The following is a 12,875-nucleotide window of genomic DNA, read 5'->3' as shown; positions in this document are numbered from 1 at the left end:
GCGCTCACTTCGTTTCCCCTTCGGTACCGGACGCGCTCAGCGTCGCGTGCACGGCCTCCGCGGTGCGACGGCCCACGCCCGGCACCACGCTGATCTCCTCGATGCTCGCCTCACGCAGTCTCTTCAGCGAGCCGAAGTGCTTGAGCAGGGCGGTCTTGCGCGTCTGCCCCAGACCCGGCACGTCGTCCAGCGCCGAGGTCGTCATGCGCTTGGACCGCTTCTGCCGGTGGTAGGCGACGGCGAACCGGTGCGCCTCGTCGCGCACGCGTTGCAGCAGGTAGAGGGCCTCGCTGGTGCGGGGCAGGATCACCGGGTCCGCCTCGCCGGGCACCCACACCTCCTCCAGCCGCTTGGCCAGGCCGATCACCGCCACGTCGGTGATGCCCAGCTCGGCCAGCACGTCGGAGGCCGCCTGCGCCTGCGGCGCGCCACCGTCGACGACCAGCAGGTTCGGCGCGTAGGCGAACCTGCGCGGCCGGCCGGTCTCGGGGTCGATGCCCGGGTTCGGGCCGGCGTTCGCGGTCTCCTTCAGGTAGGCCTGGAAGCGGCGGCGCACCACCTCGGCGATGGAGGCGACGTCGCCCTGGTCGGCGGCCTCGCGGATCGCGAAGCGCCGGTACTCGGACTTGCGCGCCAGACCGTCCTCGAAGACGACGAGCGAGGCCACCACGTCGGTGCCCTGGACGTGGCTGATGTCGGTGCACTCGACGCGCAGCGGCGCCGAGTCGAGGCCCAGCGCCTCCTGGAGCTCCTGGAGGGCGGCCGAGCGGGCCGTGAGGTCGCCCGCGCGGCGCAGCTTGTGCTGCTGGAACGCCTCCTTGGCGTTGCGCTGGACGGTGTCCATGAGGGCCCGCTTGTCGCCGCGCTGCGGGACGCGCAGCGCCACCCGGCCGCCGCGCAGGTCGGACAGCCACTTCTCCACGGCGGGCGCGTCGTCGGGCAGCTCGGGCACCAGCACCTCGCGCGGCACGGGCGCCGCCTCGACCCCGCCGGCCCGCGCGGAGTCGACCTGCTCGCCGTAGAACTGGGTGACGAACTGGTCGACCAGCTCGGGCACGCCGACCTCGTCCACCTTGTCGACGACCCAGCCGCGCTGGCCGCGCACGCGCCCCGCGCGCACGTGGAAGACCTGGACGGAGACCTCCAGGTCGTCCTGGTCGAACGCCACCACGTCGGCGTCGGTGCCGTCGCCGAGGACCACGGCCTGCTTCTCCAGGGCCCGCTTGAGGGCGGCCTGGTCGTCGCGGAGGCGGGCGGCCTTCTCGAACTCCAGCTGCTCGGCGGCGGCGGTCATCTCGCGTTCGAGCCTGCGGACCATCGAGTCGGTCCGGCCGGCCAGGAAGTCGCAGAAGTCGTCGACGATGTCGCGGTGCTCGTCGGCGGTGACGCGGCCCACGCACGGCGCGGAGCACTTGTCGATGTAGCCGAGCAGGCACGGGCGGCCGATCTGGCCGTGGCGCTTGAACACGCCGGTGGAGCAGGTGCGGGCGGGGAAGACGCGCAGCAGCAGGTCCAGGGTCTCCCGGATGGCCCAGGCGTGGGCGTAGGGGCCGAAGTAGCGGACGCCCTTGCGGCGCGGGCCGCGGTAGACGTGCAGGCGGGGGAACTCGTCGCCCAGCGTCACGGCCAGCACCGGGTAGGACTTGTCGTCGCGGTAGCGGACGTTGAAGCGCGGGTCGAACTCCTTGATCCAGTTGTACTCCAGCTGGAGCGCCTCGACCTCGGTGGTGACCACGGTCCACTCGACGCTCGCCGCGGTGGTGACCATCTGCCTGGTGCGCGGGTGCAGGCCCGCGATGTCGGCGAAGTAGGAGTTGAGGCGGGAGCGCAGGTTCTTGGCCTTGCCGACGTAGACCACCCGGCCACCGGCGTCGCGGAACTTGTACACGCCGGGGGCTTCGGGGATGGTGCCTGTCGCGGGGCGATAGGTCGACGGGTCGGGCACGCGACAAGCCTACGTGCGGGCACCGACAAACGATCGCGTGGTCGGTTCACCCGGTTCGGTGGGCGGCCGGTCCCGGGCCCGCGACGTCCGTCGCGGGCCCGGGACCGGTGGCGCCGGGGTGCCCGGGTGTGCGGCACGCGGCGCCCGGGTGGACGACTCGCGGTGCCGGAGTGGAGGACACGCGGTGCCGGAGTGGAGGACACGCGGTGCCGGAGTGGACGACACGCGATGCCCGGGTGGAGGACACGCGGGTCAGGCCAGGAGGACCTGGTCCCCCTCCACCTTGACGCCGACCTCGGTGAGGCCCTTGGTGGCCGGGCCCTTGGCCAGCGAGCCGTCCGCGGCGCTGAACTGGCTGCCGTGGGCCGGGCAGGTGATGGTGCCGTTCTCCGGCGGGGTGACGGCCACGCCCTGGTGGGGGCACGTCGCGTCGTACGCCTTGACGGTGTCGCCGGTGCGGACCAGCACGAGCGGTTTGCTGGTGGCCGGGTTGCCCGCGACCAGGCCGCCGCCGTCGGGCACGTCGGCCAGCGCCGCGATCACCGCGGCGCTCGTCGTGCCGGTCGGGGCGCCGCCGCCGGTCGGGGCGCCGGTGGCGGTGTTGCCGCCGGTCTGGGCGGGCTCGCCGCTGCTGCACGCCGCGAGCCCACCGGGCACCGCGAGCGCGACGAGGACCCCGCACAGCACCGAGCGGCGGGGCAGCCCTGCTTTCTCCGTTGAACTCAAAACCGGTCCTCCGCTGCGTGGTGGGTGGTGGTCGTTCGGGTACACACGCAATACGACACCACGTGAAGCGGGGTTCAACAGATCCCGCGGACTGGGACGTTCTTCAGGAGAGCACCACGTCCGCCCCGGTCACCGCGACCGGCACCTCGACCAGCCCGCGCGGCGACGGACCCGACAGCACCTCGCCCGAATCCGGGTCGAACGTGCTGCGGTGGGTCGGGCAGGTGATCACGCCGGCCGTGGGCGGGCTCACCGTGGTGCCCTGGTGCGGGCAGGCCGGGTTGAACGCGCGGACGACCTCATCGGACGGCCTGACCAGCAGCAACTGCCCGTCGCCCGCCACGTCGACCAGCGCGCCGGAGCCGACCGGGACGTCGGCGAGCCCGGCGACGCGGTCACCGGGGCGGGCCGAGCCGACGCCGGGGCGGCGCGTGGGCGAGCTGGCGCCGCACGCGGTCAGGCCGGCGCCGCCGGCGGTCAGGGCGAGCAGGCCGCACAGCAGCGTTCGTCGGTCCACGCGCCCATTTTGACCGGTGACGAACGGCGCAGCGCGGGCGGCCGGGTGGAGCAAGGCAGGACCCTGGGCAGGACCTGAGGGGTGCGGGCGCGGATCGGGCCGCGACGCGGACCTGGCGGCCGGCACCCCGGATCGGCCGCGTGGGGCGGCGGTCCCGGGTGCCGGCGCCCCGGCGGCCCGGTGGTCGGAGCGCCTCCCGCAGCGGCGCGCCGGCGTCCCGGGCGGTCGGAGTGCGAACGGCCGGCGCCGCGGGCTTCGGGGGTGCCCGCGGCGCCGGCTCAGCGGCCCGGCTCAGCGGTCCTGCGCCACGGCGGTCCGCGCCAGCGCCAGCACCGCCGTGAACGGCGGGAACCAGTGGCGCGAGTGCGACGGCGGGTTCGCCCACCTCAGCGAGCCGTACCGGGTCATGGTCGGCGGCAGGGCGATGCGCTGCGGCGAGCGGACGAACTGGACCTCCGGCGGCGCCTTCAGGTGCGTGGGCAGCAGCGCCACCAGCTCGGCGAGGAAGATCCAGTGCTCCCGCGGGCCGGGTATCACCGTGACCGGGCCCGCCAGCATGCGCGCCTTCAGGTCGGCCAGCACCCGCGAGCCGATCCGGGCGGGCATGGCGAGGGCCGTGGTGGCCGGCCCGAGGGGCAGGAAGACGCCCTGCTCGGTGACGGAGACCTTCCAGCCGAGCAGCCGGTAGCCCGCGATGGCCTCACCCAGTACCTGCTGGTGAGCGCGCTCGCGTGGCCCCAGTCGCGGGCCGTTGTCTGCGGTGGTGGCAGCGGTGACGCTCATCGGTGCGTTCCTCCCCGGTCGGGTGGAGCGGGCGTGGTGCTCGGGGCCGCGGGTCGTCCCGGAACCGGCACACCTCGGAGGGTCCGGGCGCGCGGCCCGCTCCACCACACCGCCGTCGTGTGGGATCCATGCACCGGACGGATCCCGCTCATCCACCACTCGGCGTCACCAGGCCGGGTTCGGCGGGCCCACTTCGCCATATGCATGAAATGCATGGACTCCCGATCACATCTCTATACACTGTTGACCACGCTCAGTGACGGGAGCGAGGCATGGACCGGAAAGCCAGGAGAGCCACCACCAGGCGCGCATGCCCGTCGTGCGGGGCGTTGGTCGCAGCCGACAACACCGATCAGCTCTGCCAGCGCTGCCGGCGCACCGCGGGCGCGGAGCTCAACGGACCACCCCGCGTCCCGGGGGACTTCTGGGACCACCAGGCGATGGCCCCCGCGTTCTCCGACCGGAACATGGGAGCGCTCATCGCCGCCTACCGGCACCACCCCGGGCACGTCAGCCGCATCACCCAGGACCGCATGGCGTCCTGGCTGGGCATCTCCCAGGCACAGCTTTCGCGGTACGAGACCGGTGAGAACCCGATCGACCGGATCGACCGCCTGCGGCACTTCGCGCGGGTGCTCGGCGTCCCCGGCGACCGGCTGTGGTTCGACCGAGTCGGAATCCCAAGCCAGGCGGGCCCCGATGGTGGTGCCCCGCCCGATGTGCTCGGCGCGGCGTGGGACGCGTCGAGCATAGCCAGATCGGTCGAGGAGACGGCGAGGAACGACTTGGCGATCAGCAGACGAGCGGCGCTCAGCGGAGCTGCCGCGGTGGCGATGGGTCCCGCACTGGTCGAGCCGTTGCAGCGGTGGCTCCACCCCTTGCAGCCCCTGTCCCGGTGGTCGTCCAGCGCGGCGATCAGCGAGGAGGAGCTGGCGGCGTTGCAGCACGTCGCCGACGGGCTGCGCGGGTGGGGCGGTCGAGGCGGGTACGGGCTGGCGCGCAAAGCGGTGCTCGGGCAGTTGGAGGAACTGGCCGAGCGCTTGTCGCGCGCGCCGGCGAGCCCGACCACGGAGCGGGCCTTCTTCATCGGCGCGGAACTGTCCAAGGTCGCGGCGAGCATGTCCTGGGACGCCGGCATGCACGACGCGGCGCAGCGGTACTACGTGCTGGGCGTGCGCATGGCCAAGGCCGGGCGCAACGACCCGTTCGCGGCGCTGTGCCTGGCCGCGATGGCGCGGCAGATGTTCGACCTGGGCCGTTCGGAGGACGGCCTGGAGCTGGTCCAGCTGGCCCAGTACGGCACCAGGCGCACCGCCACGCCGACGTTGCGGGCGCTGTTGCAGACGCGGGAGGCGTGGGCGTACGCCCAGCTGGGTCAGGTGCAGGAGTTCCACCGCGCGGTCGGGCAGGCGCAGGACAGCTTCGCCCGGCGGCGGACCGACTCCGACCCGTGGTGGCTGGACAGCTTCGACGAGGCCGAGATGGAGGGTGTCATCGGGGCGAGGATGCGGGACCTGGCCAAGCACGACCCGTCACAGGCGCCGAAAGCCGAGCACCACATCCGGCGGGCGCTGAGCCTGCGCGACCCGTCGCGGGTGCGGAACCGGGCGTTCGACGTCATCGGGCTGGCCCGCACGAAGATGGTGGCGGGTGAGCCCGAGGAGGCGTGCGCGCTGATCCAGCAGGTGCTGCCGAAGGCGGCGGGTCTCGCGTCCGGGCGGGTGGTGCGCAAGCTCCAGGACTTCGCCAAGGAGGCCGAGCTGCACCGGGACCTGGCCGTGGTGCGGGACACCCGGGAAGCGATCAGGGGACTGCGGACGGCCTAGTGATGCGCGTGGGTGTGACGGGGCACAGCAAACTGGTGCCCGAATGCGTCGACGACGTCCTGGACGCGATCCGGGCGGCGTTGGAGGCCGAGGCGGCGGGCGGGTCATCCCTGGTCGGGGTGACCTGCCTGGCGCCGGGCGCGGACCAGCTGTTCGCGCGGGTGGTGCTCGACCTCGGCGGGCGGGTGGAGGTCGTGCTGCCCGCCGCCGACTACCGGGACAAGCTCAAACCGGAGAAGCGCGCCGCCTACGACGAGCTGCTGGCACGGGCGCACGTGGTGAGCGTGCTGCCGAACGAGCTGTCCGGGCGGCACGCGTACGTGATGGCCAACGAGCGGATGCTCGCGTCGGTGGAGCTGCTGGTCGCGGTGTGGGACGGGCAGCCGCCCGACGGGCGCGGCGGCACCGCGGACGTGGTGGAAACGGCGCGGGCGTCGGGCGTGCCGGTGGTCGTCGTGTGGCCGGAGGGCGCTGAGCGGGGGTAGCCGGAGGGCGCCAGGGGGAATGGCGGACGGTGGTTGTCCTCGATGTCCGGCAGACTCGGCGTCGTGCTGGAGACCTCCGCCCGCTTGCTCAGGCTGCTGTCGTTGCTCCAGGTCCGCCGCGACTGGACCGGGGCGGAACTGGCGCGGCGGCTCGACGTCGACGTGCGCACCATCCGCCGGGACGTGGACAAGCTCCGCAACCTCGGCTACCCGGTGAACGCCGCGCCGGGCGTCGCGGGCGGCTACCAGCTGGGCGCGGGCGCCGAGCTGCCGCCGCTGCTGCTGGACGACGACGAGGCCGTGGCGGTGGCCGTCGGGTTGCGGACGGCGGCCAACGGCACGGTGTCCGGCATCGAGGAGACCTCGGTGCGGGCGCTGGCGAAGCTGGAGCAGGTGCTGCCGTCACGGCTGCGGCGGCGGGTCAACGCGCTCCAGGCGCACACGATCTCCCTCGCGCCGGACGTGACGCGGGTGGACCCGGCCACGCTCACCGCGATCGCCGGGGCGTGCCGTGACCACCAGCGGCTGCGGTTCCCCTACTCGGGGCGGGAGGGCAACGCCACCCGCAGGCACGTGGAGCCGCTGGGCCTGGCCCACACCGGGCGGCGGTGGTACCTGGTCGCGTGGGACGTGGACAAGGACGACTGGCGGACCTTCCGGGTGGACCGGATCGAGGCCGAGCCGACGCCGGGCGCCCGGTTCACGCCTCGCGAGCCGCCCGAGGAGGACCTCGCCTCGTACGTGTCGCGGCAGCTGTCGGTGGCCCCCTACCCGCACGAGGCGCGGCTGATCATGCACGCGCCCTACGACGTGGTGGCGGCGCGGACGTCCTACACCTCGGTGCACCTGGAGCGGATCGACGACGAGCGGACCAGGCTGACCGTCGGCGCGCCGACGCTGGAGGACCTGGGCCCGTGGATCGCGATGATCGGGGTCGACTTCGAGGTGGAGGGCCCGGAGGAGCTGAAGCGGCACCTCCGGGCCGTGGCCGAGCGGTTGTCGCGGGCCGCGGGCGACCGGCCCTGAGCCTCAGTCGCCGACCCGCGTGCGGGCCAGGCGGTAGGCGGCGGCCCCGATCAGCTCCAGGGAGACCTGGAGGCGTTCGGTGCTCACGTTCTGCGCGATGGTGTCCTCCGGCGTGTGGTACAGCGGCTCCAGCTCGTGCGGACCGCCCTCGCCGCGCCAGCTGAAGTTCGCCGACGCGATCCCCCGCTCGTGGAACGGCACGTGGTCGCTGCTGCCGCGCGGCACCGGGCCGTGCACCCGGGCGCCGTAGCCGAGGCGGGTGGCGGCCGCGGCGACCTGGGCGGTGGTGGCGTTGTCGCCGCCGTCGACCGACAGCAGCCAGTAGGCGGTGGCCGGGCCGTGGCTGGTGGCGACCATGTCGTTCTGGAAGACGCCCGCGATGCGGCCCGCCTCGGCGTCGGTGAGCTGGCTGACGTGGTGGCGGGAGCCGATCAGGCCCTGCTCCTCCGAGCCCCACAGCGCGAAGCGGAGGGCCCGGTGGGTCGGCAGGTGGCGCAGGACGCGGGCCAGTTCGAGGGCGAGGACGGTGCCGCTGCCGTCGTCGTTGGCGCCGGGCGAGCCGGGGACGCTGTCGTAGTGGGCGGTCACCATGACCACGCCCTGGTCGCGGCGGGAGGGGAACGTGGCGGGCCGGTCGGCGATGACGTTGTACGAGGTCAGGTTGGCGTGGTGGGTGGTGGCGACGGTGACCTCGACCGGACCCGCGGCGCGCAGCCGCTCCACGTGCACCTGGGCGATGCCGAGCACGGGCACGGCCACGTTCGCGGTGAGGGTGGGTGAGAACGCGCTGGTCTTGCCCGCGGGCGGGGTCGACACCCGGCCGATCAGCACGGCCGCCGCGCCCAGCCGGATCGCGTCCGTCACCGCGGTGGCGCCGGCGGGCACGTTGACCAGCAGCGCGACCTTGCCGGTGAGGTCGGCGGGCAGGGACGCGCCGTTGTCGAGGTCCACCACCTGGCCGGACGCGGTGGCGCCGAGGGCGCCGAAGCGGGACGCGCCCGCGGTCCAGGTGTCCCGGCCGACCTTCAGCGTGGACAGGTACTTGTCGGGGGCCGGGAACGGCTGGAGCGTCACCCGGTAGCGCAGGTCGCGCAGGACGTGGGCGAGGTAGTCGCGGGCGCGGTGCTCGGACTCCAGGCCGCCGATGCGCGGACCGATCCGCTCGCTGAGCACCCGCAGGTGCTCCATCGCCTTGCGCGACCGCACCCGACCCACCACGGGGTGGTCGCCCAGGCCGAGGTCGGGCAGGTCGGAGGCGCCGGGCCGCTGGGCGCGGGCGGCCGGGTTGAGGCCGAGCGTCACCGCTCCCGCCACCGCCGCGGCACCGGTGATGAGTGAACGTCTGCGCATGAGCGGACCCCCAAGGTTCGTGGTCACCCGAACCTAGGCAGGCCCCCCGAACCGGACAAGCCGCCGATGGAGCACACCGGATCCGCCAACGGCACCACGCCGATCAGCGGGTCGACCCCCGATCGCGCGACTCACCGGGCCCCACCGGACGACACGCGATGCCCGAGTGGACGACACGCGATGCCCGAGTGGACGACACGCGATGCCCGAGTGGACGACACGCGATGCCGGAGCGGAGGACACGCGGACCTGAGCGTTGAACTCGGGGGGCCTGGGCGTTCGACACGGTCGACCTGGACGTACGACTCGCGCGCGAGTCGTACGTCCAGGTCGCGCGAGTCGCACGTTCAGGGCAGGTGAGTCGTACGTTCAGGGCAGGTGAGTTGTGCGTTCGAGGCCGTTGCGGGTGGTCAGGGGTGGGCGGTTCGGTGCAGGTCCCGCAGGGCTCGGACGGCGGCCACCGCGTGTTCGCGGTCCACGGCCTGGATCGCCATGACCGAGATGTACTCGTCCTCCGGGAGCTCCAGGCGCGCCCAGGAGGCGCCGTCGGGGAACGAGACGTGCAGGACGTCCTGCCAGGCGAAGCGGTGGCTGGTGATCACGTTGCGGACCTCGACGCCCTCGGCGTCGGCGCGGACGCGCGGGCGGGTCAGCAGGAGGACGCCGCAGGCCAGCAGGACGCCCAGGCAGATCATCGCCACCTGGTCGGAGGTGCGGAAGATGACGCCGGTCGGCGTGTCGCCCAGCAGGAGGCCGACCACGGTGAACACCGCGACCAGGAACACCGCGCAGGCGCCGGCCACGAGCCGGATCTTCTTCGGGCGGAACTCGACGGCGGCCACGGCGGTCCTCACGACCCCGCTCGCAGCCCGCGCAGGACGAGCGCCGTGTCCAGCGCCGCCACGCACGCCTCGAAGCCCTTGTCCTCCACCGAGCCCGGGAACCCGGCGCGGTCCAGGGCCTGCTGCTCGTCGTTGGTGGTGAGCACGCCGTTGCCGACCGGGGTCGACGAGTCCAGCGCCACCCGCGTCAGCCCGGCGGTCACCGCGTCGCACACGTACTCGAAGTGCGGTGTGCCGCCGCGGATCACCACGCCCAGCGCCACCACCGCGTCGTACGCGCGGGCCAGCTCCTGCGCGACCACCGGCAGCTCGACCGCGCCGGCGACCCTGACCACGGTCGGCGACGGCACGCCCGCCAGGGACGCCGCCTCCAGGGCCCGTGCGACCAGGTTGTCGGTGATCTCCGCGTGCCACCGCGTGGCCACGACGGCCAGCGTCAGCCCCGCCGCGTCCGGGACGTCGCCCTCGGGCCGCCCTTCGCCGCTCATTCCGCTCCTTCCGTGGTGGACACCACCGCGCCGCCCTGGGCCAGCGCCTCGTACTGCTCCAGCTGGTGCAGCTCGTGGCCCATCCGGTCGCGCTTGGTGCGCAGGTAACGCAGGTTCTCCGGGTTGGGTGAGATAGGCAGGGGCACGCGGTCGAGCACCCTCAGCCCGTAGCCCTCCAGCCCCACCCGCTTGGCCGGGTTGTTGGTCAGCAGCCGCATCGACCTCACGCCCAGCGAGCACAGGATCTGCGCACCGGTGCCGTAGTCGCGCGCGTCGGCGGGCAGGCCCAGGCCGAGGTTGGCGTCCACGGTGTCCGCGCCGCGGTCCTGGAGCTGGTAGGCCTGCAACTTGTGCATCAGGCCGATGCCGCGGCCCTCGTGCCCGCGCATGTAGAGCACGACGCCGCGGCCCTGCGCCGCGACCACCTCCAGCGCCGCGTCCAGCTGCGGGCCGCAGTCGCAGCGCAGCGAGCCGAACACGTCGCCGGTCAGGCACTCCGAGTGGACCCGCACCAGCACGTCCTCGCCGTCGCCGAGGTCGCCGTAGACCATCGCGATGTGCTCGATGCCGTCGAGCGTGCTGTCGAAGCCGACCGCGGTGAACGTGCCGTGCGCGGTCGGGATGCGCGCCTCCGCGACCCGCTCCACCTGCGTCTCCACCCGGCGCCGGTAGGCGATCAGGTCGGCGATGGTGATCAGCGCGAGGTCGTGGTCGGCGGCGAACACCTCCAGCTCGTCGCGCCGCGCCATGTCGCCCTCGTCCTTCTGCGACACGATCTCGCACAGCACGCCCGCCGGCTCCAGCCCGGCCATCCGGGACAGGTCGACGGCGGCCTCGGTGTGCCCGGCGCGGCGCAGCACGCCACCGTCGCGGGCGCGCAGCGGCACCACGTGACCGGGGCGGGTGAAGTCCTTGGCGGTGGACGCCGGGTCGGCCAGGAGGCGCATCGTGCGCGCCCGGTCCGCGGCCGAGATGCCCGTGGACACGCCCTCGCGCGCGTCGACCGTCACCGCGTACGCGGTGCCCCGCTGGTCCTGGTTGGTGTGGTACATCGGCGGCAGGTCGAGCCGCTCGCAGTCGGCCTCGGTGAGCGCCACGCACACGTACCCCGACGTGTAGCGGACCATGAACGCCAACAGCTCCGGCGTGGCCTTCTCCGCGGCGAAGATCAGGTCGCCCTCGTTCTCGCGGTCCTCGTCGTCCACGACGATGACGGGCCGGCCGGCCGCGATGTCGGCCACGGCCCGCTCTATGTCGGCGAAGTCCTTCACCGCTCCCCCTCGACGTCGGCCTGTGCCCGGAAGTGGGGTGCGGCGAGCCGTTCGACGTACTTCGCCAGGACGTCCACCTCCAGGTTGACGGTGTCGCCCGGCAGGCGCCTGCCGAGCGTGGTCAGCTCCAGCGTGGTCGGGATGAGGCTGACGGTGAACGAGTCCTCGTTCGCCGACACCACGGTCAGCGACACGCCGTCCACGGTGATCGAGCCCTTCTCCACCACGTACCGCGCCAGCCGGGGCGGCAGGCCGACGTGGACGACCTCCCAGTGCTCGGCCTTCTCGCGCGCCAGCACGGAGCCCGTGCCGTCCACGTGGCCCTGCACGATGTGCCCGCCCAGCCGCTGCCCGACGGCGGCGGCGCGCTCCAGGTTGACCGCGTCGCCCCGGGCGACCTTGGCCAGGCTGGACCGGTTGAGCGTCTCGCGCATGACGTCCGCGGTGAAGGCGCCGCCCTCGACGTCCACGACGGTGAGGCAGACGCCGTTCACCGCGATGGAATCGCCGTGCTTCGCGTCGCTGGTCACCAGCGGGCCCGCGATGGTGACGCGCGCCGCGTCCGGCAGGTCGGCGACGGCGACGACCTCGCCCAACTCCTCGACGATCCCGGTGAACACCCGTGTCCTCCTCTAGGGGCCGGGGACGGCGGAGATCCGCACGTCCGGCCCGGACATACTGACCTGCTCCACGACCAGCCCGACCGCACCGGTGATCGTCGACACCCCGGCGTCCCGCAGTGCGGGAGCACCGTCGCCCAGGAACTTCGGGGCGAGGTAGGCGAGCACCCGGTCGACGCGGCGCGCGGCCGTGAACGCACCCGCCAGGGTAGGCCCGCCCTCCAGCAGCACGTCCACGACACCGCGCCTGGCCAGTTCGGCGAGCACCGCGTCGGGGTCGTGCGTGCGCAGGTGCACGGTCTCCGCCGCGTCGTCCAGGACCCGGGCGCGGGGCGGCAGGTCGCCGGCGCCGACCACGACCCGCAGCGGCTGGCGGGTGACGGCCGGTCCGCGCGCGGTCAGCCCGGGGTCGTCGACGCGGACCGTGCCGGCGCCGACCACGATCGCGTCCACCTTGGCGCGCAGGTCGTGCACCTCGGCGCGGGAGGCCTCGGAGCTGATCCAGCGGCTGGTGCCGTCGGCGGCGGCGACCCGGCCGTCGAGGGTGGCGGCGTACTTCCAGGTCACGTGCGGGCGGCCGGTGCGGGCGAAGTGCAGCCAGGCGCGCAGCGGGCCGCGCTCCACCTCGCCGGCGAGCAGGCCGGACTCGACCGCCACCCCGGCGGCGCGCAGCGCCCCCGCTCCCCCGGCCGCCTCCGGGTTGGGGTCGGCCGCGGCGTGCACGACCCGCGCGACGCCCGCGGCCAGCAGCGCGTCGACGCACGGCGGGGTGCGGCCGTGGTGGTGGCAGGGCTCCAGGGTGACCACGGCCGTGCCGCCGCGGGCGCGTTCACCCGCCTGGGCGAGGGCGACGACCTCGGCGTGCGCCTGGCCGGGCGGCCTGGTGGCGCCCTCGCCGACCAGCTCGCCGGACGCGTCCAGGACCACGCAGCCGACCGGTGGGTTCGGGCTGGTGGTGCCCCTCACCCGCTCGCTCGCCGCGATGGCCCGCGCCAT

General features: G+C 74.0%; 13 protein-coding genes. 3 read left to right on the top strand and 10 right to left on the bottom strand.

Annotated elements, in window-relative coordinates; genetic code table 11:
- Nucleotides 1-4: 4 nt before the first annotated feature.
- The 4 genes from uvrC to ABD223_RS26805 all read right to left on the bottom strand — a co-directional run bounded on the left by uvrC (nucleotide 5) and on the right by ABD223_RS26805 (nucleotide 3,971).
- Entirely contained in the window at nucleotides 5-1,945 is a 1,941-nt protein-coding gene (gene uvrC / locus ABD223_RS26820) for an excinuclease ABC subunit UvrC (RefSeq protein WP_344039294.1), read from the bottom strand.
- 252 nt (nucleotides 1,946-2,197) lie between these two features.
- The gene (locus ABD223_RS26815; RefSeq protein ID WP_344039293.1) at nucleotides 2,198-2,671 is read right to left on the bottom strand and encodes a Rieske (2Fe-2S) protein; all 474 of its coding nucleotides are present in this window, start codon (nucleotides 2,669-2,671) and stop codon (nucleotides 2,198-2,200) included.
- A gap of 103 nt (nucleotides 2,672-2,774) precedes the next feature.
- The gene (locus tag ABD223_RS26810) at nucleotides 2,775-3,188 is read right to left on the bottom strand and encodes a Rieske (2Fe-2S) protein (RefSeq protein WP_344039292.1); all 414 of its coding nucleotides are present in this window, start codon (nucleotides 3,186-3,188) and stop codon (nucleotides 2,775-2,777) included.
- A 291-nt stretch (nucleotides 3,189-3,479) separates the two neighbouring features.
- Entirely contained in the window at nucleotides 3,480-3,971 is a 492-nt protein-coding gene (locus ABD223_RS26805; protein ID WP_344039291.1) for a hypothetical protein, read from the bottom strand.
- Between the two features lie 329 nt (nucleotides 3,972-4,300).
- On the opposite strand from ABD223_RS26805, the gene ABD223_RS26800 reads away from it, so the two are divergent.
- The 3 genes from ABD223_RS26800 to ABD223_RS26790 all read left to right on the top strand — a co-directional run bounded on the left by ABD223_RS26800 (nucleotide 4,301) and on the right by ABD223_RS26790 (nucleotide 7,308).
- Nucleotides 4,301-5,797 (top strand): helix-turn-helix domain-containing protein, encoded by a 1,497-nt coding sequence (locus tag ABD223_RS26800; RefSeq protein WP_344039290.1) that lies wholly within the window; start codon nucleotides 4,301-4,303, stop codon nucleotides 5,795-5,797.
- Nucleotides 5,798-5,799: 2 nt separating this feature from the next.
- The gene (locus tag ABD223_RS26795) at nucleotides 5,800-6,282 is read left to right on the top strand and encodes a hypothetical protein (RefSeq protein WP_344039289.1); all 483 of its coding nucleotides are present in this window, start codon (nucleotides 5,800-5,802) and stop codon (nucleotides 6,280-6,282) included.
- Nucleotides 6,283-6,345: 63 nt separating this feature from the next.
- Entirely contained in the window at nucleotides 6,346-7,308 is a 963-nt protein-coding gene (locus tag ABD223_RS26790) for a helix-turn-helix transcriptional regulator (RefSeq protein ID WP_344039360.1), read from the top strand.
- Between the two features lie 3 nt (nucleotides 7,309-7,311).
- On the opposite strand, the gene ABD223_RS26785 is transcribed toward ABD223_RS26790, so the two are convergent.
- The 6 genes from ABD223_RS26785 to ribD all read right to left on the bottom strand — a co-directional run bounded on the left by ABD223_RS26785 (nucleotide 7,312) and on the right by ribD (nucleotide 12,875).
- Complete coding sequence (locus ABD223_RS26785; protein ID WP_344039287.1) at nucleotides 7,312-8,658, bottom strand: M28 family peptidase; 1,347 nt, start codon at nucleotides 8,656-8,658, stop codon at nucleotides 7,312-7,314.
- 410 nt (nucleotides 8,659-9,068) lie between these two features.
- Nucleotides 9,069-9,500 (bottom strand): PH domain-containing protein, encoded by a 432-nt coding sequence (locus ABD223_RS26780; protein ID WP_380648507.1) that lies wholly within the window; start codon nucleotides 9,498-9,500, stop codon nucleotides 9,069-9,071.
- Between the two features lie 8 nt (nucleotides 9,501-9,508).
- Nucleotides 9,509-9,988, bottom strand: a complete 480-nt coding sequence (gene ribH, locus ABD223_RS26775) for a 6,7-dimethyl-8-ribityllumazine synthase (protein ID WP_344039284.1) — start codon at nucleotides 9,986-9,988, stop codon at nucleotides 9,509-9,511.
- Nucleotides 9,985-11,259, bottom strand: coding sequence for a bifunctional 3,4-dihydroxy-2-butanone-4-phosphate synthase/GTP cyclohydrolase II (locus ABD223_RS26770; protein WP_344039283.1), 1,275 nt, complete (start codon nucleotides 11,257-11,259; stop codon nucleotides 9,985-9,987). Before ABD223_RS26770 ends, ribH begins: the two co-directional genes overlap by 4 nt.
- Nucleotides 11,256-11,879: a riboflavin synthase gene (locus tag ABD223_RS26765; protein ID WP_344039282.1), complete on the bottom strand. Its 624-nt coding sequence runs from the start codon at nucleotides 11,877-11,879 to the stop codon at nucleotides 11,256-11,258. Before ABD223_RS26765 ends, ABD223_RS26770 begins: the two co-directional genes overlap by 4 nt.
- A 12-nt stretch (nucleotides 11,880-11,891) precedes the next feature.
- Nucleotides 11,892-12,875 carry a bifunctional diaminohydroxyphosphoribosylaminopyrimidine deaminase/5-amino-6-(5-phosphoribosylamino)uracil reductase RibD gene (ribD, locus tag ABD223_RS26760; protein ID WP_344039359.1) on the bottom strand — a complete coding sequence of 328 codons (984 nt, stop codon included), beginning with the start codon at nucleotides 12,873-12,875 and terminating at the stop codon, nucleotides 11,892-11,894.

It is taken from the genome of Saccharothrix xinjiangensis (assembly GCF_039527585.1).
GTDB lineage: Bacteria > Actinomycetota > Actinomycetes > Mycobacteriales > Pseudonocardiaceae > Actinosynnema > Actinosynnema xinjiangensis.
This window is presented reverse-complemented; position numbering and strand designations above follow the sequence as displayed.

Bases quoted from the DNA above. Each gene is read 5' to 3' on its own strand.
- ribD (WP_344039359.1), bottom strand. From the start codon at position 12,875: ATGGCGCGGGCCATCGCGGCGAGCGAGCGGGTGAGGGGCACCACCAGC.
- ABD223_RS26795 (WP_344039289.1), top strand. From the start codon at position 5,800: ATGCGCGTGGGTGTGACGGGGCACAGCAAACTGGTGCCCGAATGCGTC.
- ABD223_RS26785 (WP_344039287.1), bottom strand. From the start codon at position 8,658: ATGCGCAGACGTTCACTCATCACCGGTGCCGCGGCGGTGGCGGGAGCG.
- ribH (WP_344039284.1), bottom strand. From the start codon at position 9,988: ATGAGCGGCGAAGGGCGGCCCGAGGGCGACGTCCCGGACGCGGCGGGG.
- ABD223_RS26805 (WP_344039291.1), bottom strand. From the start codon at position 3,971: ATGAGCGTCACCGCTGCCACCACCGCAGACAACGGCCCGCGACTGGGG.